The organism is Nisaea sp., assembly GCF_039990255.1.
Taxonomy (GTDB): Bacteria; Pseudomonadota; Alphaproteobacteria; order Thalassobaculales; family Thalassobaculaceae; genus Nisaea.
Genome location: NZ_JBDXGG010000004.1, coordinates 88,480 through 103,974, shown reverse-complemented (window position 1 = coordinate 103,974; position 15,495 = coordinate 88,480). Strand labels below are relative to the sequence as shown.

Here is a 15,495-nt window from a genome sequence, read left to right as displayed (position 1 = left end):
TCCGCCTTATGCGAGTCTGCGGGGTGGGTGTTACCCGGCGATGGCGCTGGAGATGGCGTCCCGGTCGAGCCCGTGATGGCCGATCACCACGAGACGGGAGGCGCGTGTCTCTCCTGCCTGCCAGTCGCGGTCGAAATAGCGCTGGATACGCGGTCCGACGCCCTGGATCACTTGTCGCATCGGCTTGCCCGGAATGTCGAGAAAGCCTTTTACGCGCAGGATATCGTGACTCTCGACGGCGGCGATGATGCGTTCCTCAAGTGCGTCGGCGTCATCGACGACGCCGAGCGGCATCACGAAGCTGTCGAAATCCTCGTGGTCGTGTTCATGCCCGTCGTCATGATGCGAGGGGCGGCTGTCGAGGTCGTCTTCCGCTGCCGCGCCAAGGCCGAGCAGCACGTCCGCACCAAGCCGCCCATGGGCGCTGGTGATGGTCTTCACCGCGCTCCTGAGATAGGGCGCGACAGTCTCGTGTACTTTCGCGAGCCCCGCGTCGTCCAGCAGGTCTGTCTTGTTCAGTACTACCATGTCGGCGCACTGAAGCTGTTCCTCGAACAGCTCTTCCAGCGGGCTTTCATGGTCGAGTGACTCGTCCGCCGTACGTTGATCCTGTACCGCGTCGTGATCGTCGGCGAAGCGGCCTTCTGAAACAGCGGCCGCGTCGATCACCGTAACCACGCCATCGACCGTCGTGCGGGTGCGTACTTCCGGCCAGGCGAAGGCTTTCACCAGCGGCTTCGGCAGGGCGAGGCCGGATGTCTCGATGATGATGTGATCGGGGCGTTCCGGGCGCGCCAGAATGGCTTCGATGGCGGGCAAGAAGTCGTCCGCTACGGTGCAACAGATGCAGCCGTTGGCGAGTTCCACCACGTCATCGTCACTGCAACCCTCTATGCCGCAACCCGTCAGCAGTTCCCTGTCGACGCCGAGATCGCCGAATTCGTTGATGATGAAGGCGAAGCGGCGGCCGCCGTTATTTTCCACCAGATGCCGGATCAGGCTGGTTTTGCCGGCACCAAGAAAGCCGGTGATGACGGTGGCGGGAATTTTCTCTGTCATGTCTTCTGTCTCCTGGGCCTTCCGCGGCAAATGCCTTGGGCCGGTGCGTTGCGCTCTCGTCACCGAACGGAAGACCGTGCCCAGATCACACCCCGGATCAAGGCGGGCGACGATGCTGACGGCAGGTCTCCTGGCTCGCCGGGTCATAACGTTCTGTCCGCCTTCCCGGATGCAGGAAATCCTGCGTCCAGTGGCTTTGGGACAGACCGCTCGCCGGCTACAGTTGCGGGGGCAGCCGCGGCTTGATCTGGCACGGATGCTAGACCGTCCGCGTTCCCTTTTGATCCCCCCTCCGAATGAAAGGGTGGGAACCGTCAGCAAATCCCTTGTCGGACGGCGCGGGGGCAGTGTCAAGGGAGCGCGTCGACGGAGAGGCTTAAATCGTCTACATTCATGACTATATCGAAGGGAAGCCCCGCCCCGGCGGGCCGGAACCGGACATCCAGAAATGGCCATCACAGCGACGGCTTCGATAGCGCCTCAACTCAGTACCCTGAACCGCAATGGAACGGGGCAAGCAAACGCGCCCGCTGAATCGCCAGCACCTGTGGCTGCGGAGAACAGCTCGGCCGTTGCTGCCAGTGCAGTGCTCGGGTCATCCAACCAACAGAGTGCCGCCGTCTCGCAAGCCCAGTCCGCGCTGCGTTCGGCAGAGGATGTCGTCGCCCGGCGCGAGGCCGAATTAAGCGATGCGCAAAGTGCAGTCTCTGCTGCTTCAGACCGTGCCGACCAGCGCCGCCGGACTTTGTCCGAGGCGGAGGGAGCCGAACGGGTGGCTCTTGCTGAAGACCTTCAGCGAGGCTCTCTGGTCAATATTTCTGTCTGAAAATCAGGACCGTTTCATGTTCAGGATTTCTGCCGTGAGTGTCAGTGTCACGCGCTCGCCATCCCCGTAGTATGGGTTCGTGCGGAAAGTGAGCCAGCTCGGGAAAACCGTGAGCTGACCGTTCTTGGGGGCGACGCGCAAGGGGCTGCCAACAGGATCTATGGGCAGTCCAGTCAGAGATGCGGCACCACGGGGATCATCGATCTCTATGGTCCCACTCTCGGGTGCGTCGGCGTTGGGTGTATCGCCAGCCTCCACCGTATAGATCATCGTCAGATGATGCCCCGGTTTCAAATGGCTTTTTTCGTAGGCGCCGTAGCGTAGCACCGTCGCTGAGCCAAAGAGCCTGACATCGAATGTGCAGTCACCTCCGGCGATCTGCGGCACAACAGTCTGGGCGGCGCCGAGGGCGGTTTGCCGAATGGTGTCGATCCCTTTGTCCGGCCAGTCGAACAGATCACCGCCGGATCGCCAGCCGCCGATAACGCCACCGGCATTTGGCTGTGCGGATGTTTCACGCGTCAGAACGGCGGCCTTCAATGCATCGTTCAATGGCGTGCAGCCGTCGATTGCAAACATGAACAACCTGGTCGGGAAGACCTCAAGAATATCCGTACGAGAATCGAATTTCAGTTCCATAGTGCGGCTCCGGACAATCTCAATTCTATTCGACTTCATCTTCCTTAACACGCGGGTGGGGGCGCTGGTCAAACCGCGCTGTGTGGCTATTCTGTTAAAGCGGGGAAAGGCATGGCTAGCAGTTTTCCGCTTTCGCGCGCATCGCCCCCGTGAGCTAATCGGCGACCGGTTAAGGGTGGCTGGCTCTGACGGTCAAGAATTGCACCCGCAGCAGTAATTTCGAACGGATTGGCGGTTTGAAATCGATATTCGTGAAATGACTGTTCGTCTGAACGAGTTTCGCCGAATAGGGGGAGGGGCCATTCATGCGAGTAATCCCTGTAGAGGACAGTAAAGATCGGTGGGAATGTGAGGCCTTTTGAAGACTCTTACATTTATTCGCTATTTACTCTTTTCGAATAAATTTTGGCCAATGCGACATAACCCATTCACTTAAATGGATTTAGAATTTTGAGCCACTCTACAGAAGAATTCAAAATCTTTGGCCAGAAATGGGGCGTTAGTCAGGTCGCGCAAACGACAGGTGGGACAGTTACCTATAGTTATGCAAATGCGAATTTTGGCAATCAGTTTGCCGATTTCGATTCCTTCATAACCGAAGATGCCTTTCAAACAGACATCACCTCAGCGTTTGCAGCATGGGAAGATGTCGCGAACGTTCAGTTTAAACTGGTTTCGGATTCATCCAATGTAGACATTCGAATAGGGTGGGCAAATATTGATGGAGAAGGCGGTACGCTTGGCGCGGCGATAGTTCCTTCAAGCGGCCCGCTTGATAACGTGATCATTAGGTTCGACCGAGATGAAAACTGGTTTACGGGGGGGAGTTCACCGCCTTCGCAAACCGATTTTGTATATGTGGCTACACATGAAATCGGCCATGCGATAGGCATTGACCATTCGACCGACACCAGCGCTTTGATGAGTGAATTTTACAATCGCGATATATCCGGTCTTCAAGCTGATGATATTGCAGCAGCTGAAGCAATTTATGGGTCGTCAAATATCGAAAAAATAGATGTTTTTAGATTTTTGAACAGCTCCGTTGGAGGGCATTTCTTTACTGCTGAAACATCGGAAAAAGACAGTGTTGTGGCGAGTTCTGTTTTTCAGTCGGAGGGGATCGGGTTTGAGGCTCTTTCTCAAACCGCGACAGATGTTGAGCTATCGATCCCAATTTATCGATTTTTCAACAAAAATCTCGGCAGTCATTTTTTCACAGCAAGCGAGGAAGAGAAGTCACAAGTTGAGTTGATGGACGAGTTTAATTTTGAAGGTGTCGGGTTTCGTGCTTTTAACGAAGACACGGCGTCAACGGAACCTGTCTACAGGTTTTTCAATATAAACACAGGTGGGCATTTCTTTACCGCTGATAGTAATGAACAAGCCGCTGTTATGAACTTTGAAGGTTTTCGTTTCGAAGGTGTCGGTTTTTATGCCTATCTGAATACGGACATCGCCTAATAATCTGAAATCACAGCCAGCGGGTGTGGTTCATTCTCAATGGTGTGGGGATTATGCTCAACGATTCGTGAGCTGGACGAGTTTGAAGGTGATTAGCGCTCTTGGCATGAACTGCCGCTCGGCTTCCGCTCTCTAGGCTTTCGCGCCATCTCCCAGATAGGCGAACCATGACTTTGTCGCATCCGCAATCGAACTCGGATCCCAGAGCGGGGCGTCCTTCCAATGCTCGATGTCGGCCAGCATGCGGGCCACGCCATCCTCAAAGGACACCTGCGGTGCCCACCCAAGATCTTTTTGAATCTTGGAGATGTCGGCCCAGGTATCGTCTGGCTCTCCAGGACGTTTCGGGACATAGACCACCTCGCCTCCGATCAGTTCGACAAGTCGGTTGATCGATTGTGGGTTGCCGCCGCCCGCATTGTAGATCTCCCCATTTGCCTCGGTCAGAGCCGCCGCATGAAATGCCCGCGCCAGATCGGATGCATATATGAAATCGCGCCTTTGTGTACCATCGCCAACAACAGTGAAGGGTTTGCCCGCGAGTTTTTGGCGAAGAAAGACCCCGAAAACAGCTCCATATGCACCAGTGGTCCGGACTCGGGTCCCGTAGGCGTTGAATATCCTGACCGAATTTGCTGGCAGACCGTAAACCTGATGCCAGTGCATCACCGCCTGTTCACCCTGGAACTTACTTAAGGCATATGGATATTCAGGTTGTGCCGGGTGAGATTCTACCGTTGGCGTTGCCGCCAGCCCGTAGCAGGATGACGAGGCTGCATAAACCAATTTTTCGACGTTTGCAGCTCTCGCGCATTCGAGGACATGAACCGTGCCCTGCACGTTCGTCTCCATATAATCAATCGGCCGTTCGATTGATGGCACGACGTCCCCTATGCCAGCGAAATGATATACAAACCGTGCGCCCTCAAAGGCTGGCTTTATGGACTCGATGTCCCGGATGTCCGCTTCGAATACCTTGAGTTCGGGGGTGTTCGCGTGATGCTGTAAATTCGAGCGATGCCCGCCGGTAAAATTATCGACCACATGCACATTGAACCCCTGCTCCAGCAGGAGATCGACCATGTGGCTGCCAATGAAACCGGCGCCGCCAGTGACTACCGCGATCCCAAGCACGCTGTTTTTTCGCATTGACTTCTAGTCTCCGTTGAACACCGACGCCGCCCTCAAACTAACCCGTTGCATAGCACAAGTCAGAGCATTCCGGACAGGATGCCCATAGATCGATTTTTTATGACAATTTGGTCCAGTGGGTTCTTGAATCCGATCTGGGATCGGTACCTTTTAAATAGTGTTCTGTTTCTATAGCGGGGTGATGCGCAGGCAACGCTGAAAAAGCGTTGCAGTGAGAGCTGGAATTTGGTTTTCGCTCAGTAATCACAAGGGTAATGGGCTAGCGGAATCAGTTTTAAGCTTCGCAATTGCCGGTGCGGCGCTCCCAGAATGGAGATGTAATGAACCTCCGCTCCTCGGCATAGAGCGCCGCTCTGCTTTGCAAGAATTCCTGTACGCCTTGACCAACCTTCTCGGCGTATTCTGTAAGCGGTTCTGCATCGCCGCCAAGCCGGGCCACCGCCGCATCAGCGCCCTTGATTCCGGTCCAGAGCGCTGTTGTCATGCCGTGTGAGGACAATGGATCAAAGGCCGCCGCGGCATCTCCGATAGCGGCCCAGCCTTCGCCAGTCGCAGGGGCCAGCCAGGTTGTACCGGCGCTCGCCAGCTCCGGTGGGGCATCAAGGTTGAATTCGGCGTCACGCAACCATCGCCCGACATAGTTTGTGCGTTCCAGCATCGCCCGGAAAACATCGGCATGTCGTGTCACTTCAAGAGGCAGTAAATCGGGGTCCGTATAGAAATTCAGAACCAGCCGGCCATCCGCCAAGAGGGTTGCGTACCACCAGCCTTCCGGCACTGTCTCAAGCAGGGTCGCCCGGGTGGGCTCCACCCCGGCATTTTTCTCCTGCGAAAGAACGGCACAGAGCGCGACAAGCTTATCCGCACGGAAACGGGCGGCATGATCCGGCGCCTCTATTCCGGCTACCACAGCGGCCCGGCCCGAGCCATCCAGAACGAACCGGGCTCCGCAGCGGCCCAACCGGTCACCGTCATCTACCTCAAGAACCCAGCCATCACCATTCCGGTCAAGTCCTGTCAGCCGGGCCTCGACGGGTGCCGCGCCAGAGGCAACGGCCAAGGCTCTCAGATCGCGTTCGAACGCGGCGCGCTCAAGAACCGTGCCCGGCCCTTCGAGATGAACGATCCCGCTGCGTTCCGCCAATTGGTCGCTGCCCCAGGCAGAAAACACGGATTGCTCCGGACGATGATATGCGGCGCCAAGTAGTCCTGCCGCATCAATCTCTTCCAGCATGGGTCTTGCTGCCGGGGACAGATGCTCCCCCGGCAAATTACCCTCTTTCTGTGCTGGCGCGATCCAGAGAGGAGAGTGACCAGTCCGGAGAAGACGGAGGACGGCGGCAGTCGAAGCGATACCGCCACCAACAACCGCGATCTCCGCTGTCGAAAAAGCCGCAGACGTCATTTAGGCAACATGCCGTCCTTCGGTTTCCAGTCAAAGCGGAACTCCATCGTGTCCGCACGCCCGACCTCGACATAGACATCTTTCGGTACACCTGCCGGTGCCTTGTCATCTTTCGGACCGGGGAGTTTCACGACAAAGCCCATCCGCTCCCAAAGGGTGATCATGTTGGTGATGCCGTCCCAGTAACTGCCATTGGCATGGTATCCGATCCCGGCCACCGCACGAGACCAAGCCACGCGGTTATCGAAGAACTTTCGGCGCTCGCTTGCCGGGAGCGTCACGTCCATCAGTTCCTTGTAATAAGTCTCCGGCAGCACATCGATCGGCAACAGGGCAGGCCACCATACCGCGGTCGGATAATTCTCCTGCATCAGCACCTGCTGACACGAGAAAGCATCGCACTGCCACGGCAGCCCCATCCACCGGGTCAGATCGCCCGCCATTTGCGGGCCGATCGGTGGCGGCGTGTCGCCGTAACCGTTGAAGGCAATCTCCGGCGTCAACAGGAAACCAAGATCCTGGATCAAGCTTGGCCGGTCGCCATGGGCTAGCCGAAACGGCTCTGCATTCTCGTCTGTATTCCGCTGATACATCGGCGCCAGACGGAGATAGTAGGTCAGCTCCACTCCCGGATGGAACGCACCGCCAGAACAGGGCTCCAGCGCGGCTTCCGTCAGCGCATGGGGCTGTAACTCGACGGGCAGGTCCTCCAGCCGCTCGATTGCGTCCACCTCGGAATCCTTCCAGTCGTCGAAGAACTGCCCTTCCGCCCACATCCGCAGATGCTCGTATTGCTGTTTCGGGAACTGGAACCATTGCAGCGGACTGCCGGAATAGTTCACCCCGTCCCCCATCATGTAGGGAATCTTCAGGCGCTCTTCCTTGAAGGCATCCGGCCCGGTGTTGTAAGGATTGCGGAACTTCTCGAAGACGGCGAGCCGGAACGCCTTGTTGCTATCGCTCGGGTCCGCCAGCTTCTCGATAAAGGCCGGGTCGGAGAAGTCACCACTATCCAGCCAGCCCTGCCGCAGATTCGCCGCATCGGTCAGCCAAACCATCAGCGCCGCGCGCCGGAAGGTCGGGTAGATATATTTCAGGAACGAGATCGGCGCCTCGGGCGGCTCCACCCAACCCTCTTCGACATTAAGGTTGCTGACCACGTCATACATGGTGGAGATCGGCGGAATGTCAGGCGCGAAATTGGGGCCCACACACGCGACCCAGGCCGGGTCGGCTTTGAAGGTAACACCGTTGGCAAGCTGCACCGTTGCTGTCACCGGCCCATCGCACCAGTCGTCGTGCCAACCGTCATTGTCCGCAAAACTGGTGATCGCCGCCTTGGTCGGAGAGTTCGAGACACCGGAAGGCGGCACAACCAGCAGTCTGCCCTCGTCGTCGGTTCGGACCTTGCCAAGGCCGACTCTCTCTTCCCCCCAGAATTCGCCCTCGAAGGCATAGGCGGGGTCGGTTCCGTCCGGATTCACGTTTGGCCCGGAGATATCCTTCTCCCCGCCATCAATCACCAGCATCCGCTGGCGCTCTGCATTGTCTGTAAAATACTGGTTCCGTTTTTGCCCTGGCAGCCCCGGAGCAAGATCGCCATTGTCCAGCGGGTTATTGAAGCCGTACCAGGCTGCTTTCGCATTCACCAGATGGGCAGACCAGGAGATCGTCGCCTCAGCGTCCGTGACTTCGCCGATCACCCGATCCAGCGCGTCAAAGGCGTAAACCCGGAACCGCTGGACCTGCTTTTTGATCTTACCGTCATCATCCTTGAAGCCGCCATTTGGTTTCGGTGGCAGGCCTGGCACTTCAGGCGCATAGAACCACTCATCGCTGCCGCCAACTCGGCAAATGCCAATGGCTGGGTAGATCCGGACCTTGGCAATCTCGGCCCCGGACGGCGCTGGTTTTGCGTTGCCAGCCGCCACAGCGGCCTTCGGCTGCCACACCAGATTTGCGCCAAGAACCCCCACGGCCGCGCCTGCGAGAAAATCCCTCCGGCGCACTATTTTGCTGTGCAATTTCTTGTTTTCGGTCTTCTGTCCCATGATGCCCTCCCGGTCTGAGTGACTGGGCAAAGAGTGCCATCATTACGTGCATATTGATAGAATATAAATTTATTATTTCTTGTAAAAATAGAATCTCGAATGGTCCTTTTACGCGACCCATGGCGAAATCCGGTTAGGCTATTCACAAGAGATGTGTTGTCAGCAGAGCTATCCGTCAGGCCGCAACAATATGCTGTCCCTCAAGGCCTCTTGCCCGCATGGCATTGCGGGTGTCGACGATGAGCCGGGCATGCTCCGCCAGCAGGCCATAATCCACATCGTCATGATCGGTAACGATCAGCACGGCGTCCGCCACCGCGATCCGCTTTGCCGTTAAGTTCTCGCTTCTGCCGCCAGCCAAAACGCCAAACTCCCGTGACGGCAGGATTTCCGGAATCCAGGGATCGTGGAAGCCGGCCTTGGCTCCTGCCGCCCGGAGCTTTTCCAGGATCGTCAGCGCCGGGCTTTCGCGTTGGTCGGCAACGTTCTTCTTATAGGCCATACCGATCAGCAGAATGTTTGCGCCATTCAGGCCCTTGCCGGTTTGCTGGTCGACGGCTTCACGCAGCCGGTCGATGACATAATCCGGCATGGCCCGGTTGATCTCGCCCGCAAGCTCGATAAAGCGGGTCGACTGGCCTACGGCGCGGGCTTTCCAGGCAAGATAGAACGGATCGATCGGGATGCAGTGACCGCCAAGGCCTGGACCGGGATAGAAGGGCATGTAACCGAACGGCTTGGTCGATGCCGCCTCGATGACTTCCCAGACATCGATGTCCATGGCTCCGTAGATAACCTTCAGCTCATTCACCAGCGCGATATTCACCGCCCGGAACACGTTCTCGGTGATCTTCACCGCCTCCGCCGTCGCCGCCGAAGAGACCGGCACGGCCTTTTCCAGCACGGCACTGTAGAGCGCGACGGCGAGTTTCCCGGAGGCCACGTCAACGCCGCCGACCACCTTCGGAATACGGCCTATCGAATAATCCGCGTTGCCAGGGTCTTCACGCTCTGGCGCGAAAGCAAGGAACAGATCCTCGCCGACCGAGCGGCCCGTCTCTTCCAAGATCGGCCGTAGCACTTCGTCCGTAGTGCCTGGATATGTTGTCGATTCAAGCACCACCAGTGCGCCCGGCTTCAATATCGGCGCCAGTGAAGCAGCCGTGTCGCGGACATAGCGCAGATCGGGGTCGCGCTCCGGCGTCAGCGGTGTTGGCACGCAGATCAGCACCGCGTCCGCGTCGCCGAGATCCGCGATCCGGTCCGTCGGCAGGAAATCCCCTGCCGCGATCTTCGCGCCAAGCCCATCCACAGGAATATGCGGCAGGTAGGATTGCTCCGCCGTCAGCGCTTTTATCTTCGCGGCATCAATATCGTAACCGGTCACCCGGAACCCGGCGCGCAAGCAGGCGAGTGCCAGGGGCAGGCCGACATAGCCGAGCCCGATCACGCCAATGCGGGCGCTCTTGTCAGAAATTTTGTCGAGGAATGCTTGCACCATCATGGGCTCAGTCCGTAGCCTGAAGACGGTTCACACGCAAGCACGGGAGATGATGCGATGGCCGGTCTCAGCGACGCGCAAAAAGATGCTTTCTGGCGAGACGGCTATCTGACGATCGAGAACGCGGTATCGCCAGACCTTCTGGGCCGGCTGCGCGATACCTTCAGCGGTTGGGTTGAAGAGAGCAGGGGGCATGCCTCCCCCTATGGTGAGACCATCAATGCCAAGCCGCGCTTTGACGTCGAGCCGGGCCACACTGCGGAAAAGCCGGGCCTGCGCCGGGTCAATGCGCCGGTCGAGGTCTCCGAGGCCTATTACGAGGCGATGGCCTCCAGCCACATGACTGACTGTGTCGCCGACCTGATCGGCCCGAATCTGAAGTTCCATCACTCGAAGATCAACTCGAAGCTTCCCGGTGGCGCCACCCAGGTGAAATGGCACCAGGATTTCCCCTTCACCCCGCACACCAATGATGACGTGATCACGGCCCTGCTGATGGTGGACGAGGTGACGGAAGAGAACGGCCCGCTGGAAGTCCTGCCCGGCTCGCACAAGGGCGAGATACACGGGCTCTGGCATGATGGCGTTTTTACCGGCGCAATCGACGATGATATCGCGGCGGAATGCCAGGAAAAGGCCGTCCGCAGCATTGGCCCCGCAGGCTCGGTCTGCCTGATGCACACCCGCCTGCTGCACGGCTCCGCCCCGAACCGCTCGGCAAGCCCGCGCACGCTGTTCATCTCGGTCTATTCTGCGGAAGATTCAGTTCCGGTCTCACCCAGCCCGATGCCGAACAAGTTCGAGGGCACCATCGTGCGTGGCATCCGGACGGGACGTGTCCGTGCGATTCCCTACGAAATTACGCTGCCGCAACTGCCGTCCACTGCGTCCTTCTTTGACCAGCAGGCGCAGCATAAGAAGTAGGGAGTGGCTCCGCCTCAAACCGTCATCCCGGACCTGATCCGGGATCTCCCGACGATTGGGCGGCCGCTTCGATCCAAGAGGTCCCGGCTCTCCGGCCGGGGTGACGACTGTTAAGATCAAATACCCGTCGCGCCTTCACGGATGAAGGTGCCGCTGTTCAGGTCATGAATCGCCTGCCGCAGCTCTTCTTTCGTGTTCATCACGATCGGGCCGTGCCAGGCGACCGGCTCCCTGATCGGCTTGCCCGCGACGAGCAGGAAGCGGATGCCCTCCGGCCCTGCCGTGACGCTGATCTCGTCGCCGCTGTCAAACTTCACAAGTGTGCGGTTGCCGGACATGTCGCGAACAGTCATTTCCTCTCCGGCGAACTCCTTCTCTACCAGCACACCCACCGGGTTCGACGCGTCCCGGAACCGTCCGGCGCCGGCAAAGATATAGGCGAAGGCGTTCGCATGGGTGTCGACCGGCAGCCGCTTGGTCGTGTTTGGCGGCACCGAGATATCAAGATAGAGCGGATCTGCGGCGATACCGTCGACCGGGCCGCGCTGGCCCCAGAAATTCCCGGTGATGATCTTCACCTTCGTGCCGTCATCATCCGTAATCTCCGGAACATCACTACCGGAAATATCCTGATAGCGAGGCGTGGTCATCTTGTGCGCGGACGGCAAATTGGCCCAGAGCTGAAAGCCGTGCATCTGGCCTGCAGCATTCCCGCGCGGCATCTCCTGATGCATGATCCCCGATCCCGCCGTCATCCACTGCACCGAGCCTGCGCCGAGCACCCCGTGATTACCGAGAGAATCTCCGTGCTCGACCTCACCCGCCAAAACATAGGTGATGGTTTCGATGCCACGGTGCGGATGCCAGGGGAATCCGGCCGCATATTTCGATGGGTCGTCATTTCGGAAGTCGTCCATCATCAGAAACGGATCGGTCTCGGACGTATCCCCGAACCCGAACACCCGATGCAGATGCACCCCTGCGCCCTCCATGGTCGGCTGGGCATGGGACTCGGACTTCACGGCACGGATCGACATGGGATTTCTCCAAAACTCAGGGCGCGGCGGAACTGCTGTGCCTCATGAGAGATGGACTGATGATAGCAGATTGGGAGAGGTGGATTGTTCGCAGACACGGACAATCTGTTCCCCTTCATCGTCATACCGCCGAGAGACAGACCTCTGGCTCAAGTCCGTCCTATGCCGCCATGGAAACGGGACCAGTGCGCGGCATCCTCGGCAAAGGTCTTGATTTGGGCAAGCGCTTCCTCTCCGAGGCTTCCTTCCGCCTCGGCAACCGCGATGAGATCGGTCAGACAGGTCAGTGATCCCACCTCCGGCACGGCCGGGAAAATGCCGTAATTGAACAGCACGAAGATACCGACGACATCCGCCTGGGCACGCTCCAGCGCATCCTTGAAATTCGCCTTTGTTTTTCCGTCTGTCGTCAGGTCATCCAGGAGCAGCGTCCGTGTTCCGGGCTCGAACGTGCCTTCGCACTGAGACAGACGATCGAAGCCGCGCGCCTGTTTCAGCGCGATCACCAGCGGCAGGCCCAGTCTGTGGGCGGCGATGGTCGCGAAGGGCACGCCGGCAAGCTCGCATCCGGCGATCTGGTCAAACCCGTCGTCACCATAGATCGACCGGATGTGACCCAGCATCAGATCGATCAGCCGGCCTCTTGCCTTCGGCACCGAGATCAGCCGTTTCAGATCGATGAAGAGCGGGCTCGCCCAGCCGGAAGAGAAGAAATAGGGCTCGCCGCCGGTACGGACATGAACCGCGCCGCCATCCAGGATGATCTTCGCCGCCTCGCAGGCGGGCGTCTGTTCAGGCGAAATACTCATTTGAAGCTATCCTCTTCCGCACCCGCGGCGGCAATCATGACCCGCGCGAGCACTTCAGCCCCCGCATAGAAATCGTCCATCTCCATATGTTCGTCCGGATTGTGGCTGCCATGCTCGTTACGGACGAAGATCATCGTCGATGGTACCCCGCTATTTGCGAAGACGGCCGTGTCGTGCCCGGCCCCGGACGGCATGATCTCGTAGTCGATCCCGGCGGCCCTGGCCTGTTCCTCGGCAAGGGCGACCAGTGGCCGCGACATGCGGGCGGGCTGCGAGGAGACCGCGTCCCCGAGCTCGAAGGTCACACCACGCTCGCCGCCGATCTTCTGGCATTCGGTTTCCAGGATGCGGCTGAAACTCTCGAGCGTTTTGGCATCCTGGCTCCGGTATTCCACCGCGAAGCTGACATATCCGGGCACGCGGGAGACCGCATGCTCGCGCGGGTCCGTCTCCACGATACCGGCCGTGAAGACAAGATCCTCGCCCCAGGCCAGGAGTATCCGCCAATGCTCGTCCAGACGCATCAGAAGCTCGGACATGGCGAGCACGGCATCGTGACGCAACCAGCGCGGCACCGCGCCGGAATGGGCCGGCTGCCCCCGGCAGATCACGCGGCGATGACGGATGTTCCCGCGAATGCCGGTGACGATGCCGACCGGACTCTCCTTGGCGAGCAAGACCGGCCCCTGCTCGATATGCAGCTCGATCCAGGCGTGAAACTCCTCGGGACGCCGGAGGGGCTTCCGCCGCTCGACGAGGTCCATGTCCACCCCGCAGGCCGCCATCTGCTGCGCCAGGGTGACCTTCCCGTCCCTGTGCTTGCTCGCCAGATCCGCTTCCTCCAGGAGACCGAATATGGCCCGCGAGCCGAAATAGCAGGGACCGCCGAACCATGCGCTCTCCTCCCCCCTGAGGGCGTAAAGCTCGAGCGTCCGGCTGAACCGGCCCTGTTCTTTCGCCGCGATCAGGGCTGCGAGGCCGGCAATCACGCCCGCCGACCCGTCATAGTTTCCGCCTTGCGGGACGCTGTCCATGTGAGAGCCTGTGGCGATGACCGGTAATGACGTGTCCTCGCCCGCCAGCCATATCCGGAGGTTCCGCGCCTGATCCCAGGCGGTCTCCAGACCATAGCGGCGTGCGGTCGTCTCGATCAGCTCGAGCGCTTCGGTTTCCTTGGCCCCATAGGTCTCCCGGCTGATACCGACACCGTCGAAGGACATCTCCCGCAGCGTGTCCATCAGCTCCCGCGACAAGGCGCGGAGACCGGGACCGACAAAACCGGACTCTTCAGGGGATGCTTTCAGCATGTCATGGCTCCTGGCGAACAGCCTAGAAAACATAAATCGGCGCCGGATGGCGCCGATTCGAGGCGAGAAAGCGGTTAAGCCTAGGCAAATCGGAGCGGTGCTTCAATAGAAATCAACGCGCATATTTCGCCGGATCATCATTGCTGAAACCGCCCATCTTTGGGAACGGATCGGTCTCGGACGTATCCCCGAAGCCGAACCTCAATGCAGATGCACGCCTAAGCTCTCCATGGACGGCTGAGCATGGGATTCGAGCTTCACCGCACGGATCGACATGACAGGTCTCCAAAACTCAGAGCACGGCGGAACTGCGGCGCTGAAGTGAGTGATGGGCTGATGATAGCAGATTGGGAGAAGGGGGGCAGGCAGGGACAATTTGTTCTTGGGTCGAGCGGCTTTCTGGGCTGACCGCAGCAAATCAGCCACCTGTTTGGCATTCTTGATTGATTGAAAGCGAGGTGCCGCTGCATCGACGCCGAATTGTTGGCCCGCGACTAAATTATCGAAGAAGAAATCGGACTGGCCGAATGTGATGGTCCCGTGACTGCTGAGTGCCGATTTGACCTTGGTCCCCGCCTGCGTGCGCGGGGGGCCGTTGTCTTGCCAGTCGATGACGCGGCGCGGCATTTTCCAGGCAGGCGAGTCATGTCAATCCAGACGCCTGAGGGCTGCTTCAGTTGCCTGTCTTTCCCGGCCCCGTATTTTGCGGCGCAACAGACTAGACAATGCCGGCGATGTACAGTAGATTGTTAACCCATAAACCCACGGTCGACCTGGCCAGAAAGGGCTGAGATGTCCATTCAATTGTCAGCAAAGACGCGAGGCTCCGCTGTTACCGGAGAATTGCGCAAAGAGGCGGGACTTTGGCTCCGGGCGCGCCGTGAAGACCTGGGCCTGTCTCAGCGCGAGTTGGCGCGACGGGTCAATATGGAATACTATACTTTTATCTCTCAGATTGAGAGTGGTCGTGGACGTGTGCCGGCCGAGCGATTGGAAGACTGGGCTGAAGCCTTGGAGCTTGAGCCTCGTAATTTGGCGAAAACTCTCATGCAATATTATGATCCATACATGTACCGACTGATTTTTCCGGCTTCCGAAGAAGAAGCTCTATAGTTCTCGTTCGTTAGACAGCGGGCATTAGAGGAGTCGGAATGTCGATTCTCCAATTTCATTGGGGCCCAAGCCGTGAAAAGCAGCCTCAAGGATGGTCTACTCAAGAGATCGCGGAGTTCTACCGGATCTCGGACATCATGGCGCGTGCCGGTCTCCGTGTTGAGATCGATCAGGGAGTAACCGACGAAGGTGAGCCTTGGCTTGTCTT

Annotated in this window: 14 protein-coding genes and 1 riboswitch; of the genes, 4 read left to right on the top strand and 10 right to left on the bottom strand. The window is 58.7% G+C overall.

All coding sequences use genetic code 11. From position 1 onward, the window contains the following. Positions 1-30 precede the first annotated feature (30 nt). Positions 31-1,059, bottom strand: coding sequence for a cobalamin biosynthesis protein CobW (cobW, locus tag ABJ076_RS01060; protein WP_348202575.1), 1,029 nt, complete (start codon positions 1,057-1,059; stop codon positions 31-33). 102 nt (positions 1,060-1,161) lie between these two features. Beyond that, positions 1,162-1,390: riboswitch (cobalamin riboswitch) on the bottom strand. Between the two features lie 117 nt (positions 1,391-1,507). On the opposite strand from cobW, the gene ABJ076_RS01055 reads away from it, so the two are divergent. Next, complete coding sequence (locus tag ABJ076_RS01055) at positions 1,508-1,885, top strand: hypothetical protein (protein WP_348188429.1); 378 nt, start codon at positions 1,508-1,510, stop codon at positions 1,883-1,885. A 3-nt stretch (positions 1,886-1,888) separates the two neighbouring features. Here the strand turns inward: ABJ076_RS01055 and ABJ076_RS01050 are convergent, their stop codons facing one another. Next, positions 1,889-2,524 (bottom strand): putative 2OG-Fe(II) oxygenase, encoded by a 636-nt coding sequence (locus tag ABJ076_RS01050; RefSeq protein ID WP_348188427.1) that lies wholly within the window; start codon positions 2,522-2,524, stop codon positions 1,889-1,891. A gap of 450 nt (positions 2,525-2,974) precedes the next feature. Here ABJ076_RS01050 and ABJ076_RS01045 point away from each other — a divergent pair, with 450 nt between their 5' ends. Next, positions 2,975-3,988, top strand: a complete 1,014-nt coding sequence (locus ABJ076_RS01045; RefSeq protein ID WP_348188425.1) for a matrixin family metalloprotease — start codon at positions 2,975-2,977, stop codon at positions 3,986-3,988. A gap of 132 nt (positions 3,989-4,120) precedes the next feature. Here ABJ076_RS01045 and ABJ076_RS01040 read toward each other — a convergent pair whose 3' ends face one another. The 4 genes from ABJ076_RS01040 to ABJ076_RS01025 all read right to left on the bottom strand — a co-directional run bounded on the left by ABJ076_RS01040 (position 4,121) and on the right by ABJ076_RS01025 (position 10,100). Next, on the bottom strand, positions 4,121-5,137 hold the full coding sequence (locus ABJ076_RS01040; RefSeq protein WP_348188423.1) for an SDR family NAD(P)-dependent oxidoreductase: 1,017 nt from the start codon (positions 5,135-5,137) through the stop codon (positions 4,121-4,123). Between the two features lie 277 nt (positions 5,138-5,414). Then, the gene (gene goxB, locus ABJ076_RS01035) at positions 5,415-6,545 is read right to left on the bottom strand and encodes a glycine oxidase maturase GoxB (RefSeq protein WP_348188421.1); all 1,131 of its coding nucleotides are present in this window, start codon (positions 6,543-6,545) and stop codon (positions 5,415-5,417) included. Continuing rightward, a complete protein-coding gene (gene goxA / locus ABJ076_RS01030) occupies positions 6,542-8,596 on the bottom strand; it encodes a CTQ-dependent glycine oxidase GoxA (RefSeq protein WP_348188419.1) in 2,055 nt (684 codons plus the stop codon). The genes goxB and goxA overlap by 4 nt, the downstream gene beginning before the upstream one ends. A gap of 175 nt (positions 8,597-8,771) precedes the next feature. After that, positions 8,772-10,100, bottom strand: coding sequence for a nucleotide sugar dehydrogenase (locus ABJ076_RS01025; protein WP_348188417.1), 1,329 nt, complete (start codon positions 10,098-10,100; stop codon positions 8,772-8,774). Positions 10,101-10,154: 54 nt separating this feature from the next. Between ABJ076_RS01025 and ABJ076_RS01020 the strand changes: the two genes are divergently transcribed. Next, positions 10,155-11,021, top strand: coding sequence for a phytanoyl-CoA dioxygenase family protein (locus tag ABJ076_RS01020; RefSeq protein ID WP_348188415.1), 867 nt, complete (start codon positions 10,155-10,157; stop codon positions 11,019-11,021). 116 nt (positions 11,022-11,137) lie between these two features. On the opposite strand, the gene ABJ076_RS01015 is transcribed toward ABJ076_RS01020, so the two are convergent. The 4 genes from ABJ076_RS01015 to ABJ076_RS01000 form a co-directional block, all read right to left on the bottom strand. Next, entirely contained in the window at positions 11,138-12,058 is a 921-nt protein-coding gene (locus ABJ076_RS01015; RefSeq protein ID WP_348188413.1) for a pirin family protein, read from the bottom strand. Positions 12,059-12,207: 149 nt separating this feature from the next. Further along, on the bottom strand, positions 12,208-12,867 hold the full coding sequence (locus ABJ076_RS01010; protein WP_348188411.1) for a phosphoribosyltransferase family protein: 660 nt from the start codon (positions 12,865-12,867) through the stop codon (positions 12,208-12,210). After that, positions 12,864-14,174, bottom strand: a complete 1,311-nt coding sequence (locus ABJ076_RS01005; RefSeq protein ID WP_348188409.1) for a Zn-dependent hydrolase — start codon at positions 14,172-14,174, stop codon at positions 12,864-12,866. Before ABJ076_RS01005 ends, ABJ076_RS01010 begins: the two co-directional genes overlap by 4 nt. A gap of 201 nt (positions 14,175-14,375) precedes the next feature. Further along, complete coding sequence (locus tag ABJ076_RS01000) at positions 14,376-14,801, bottom strand: hypothetical protein (RefSeq protein ID WP_348188407.1); 426 nt, start codon at positions 14,799-14,801, stop codon at positions 14,376-14,378. A 165-nt stretch (positions 14,802-14,966) separates the two neighbouring features. Between ABJ076_RS01000 and ABJ076_RS00995 the strand changes: the two genes are divergently transcribed. Next, on the top strand, positions 14,967-15,287 hold the full coding sequence (locus tag ABJ076_RS00995) for a helix-turn-helix transcriptional regulator (RefSeq protein ID WP_348188405.1): 321 nt from the start codon (positions 14,967-14,969) through the stop codon (positions 15,285-15,287). The last annotated feature ends 208 nt before the right edge of the window (positions 15,288-15,495 follow it).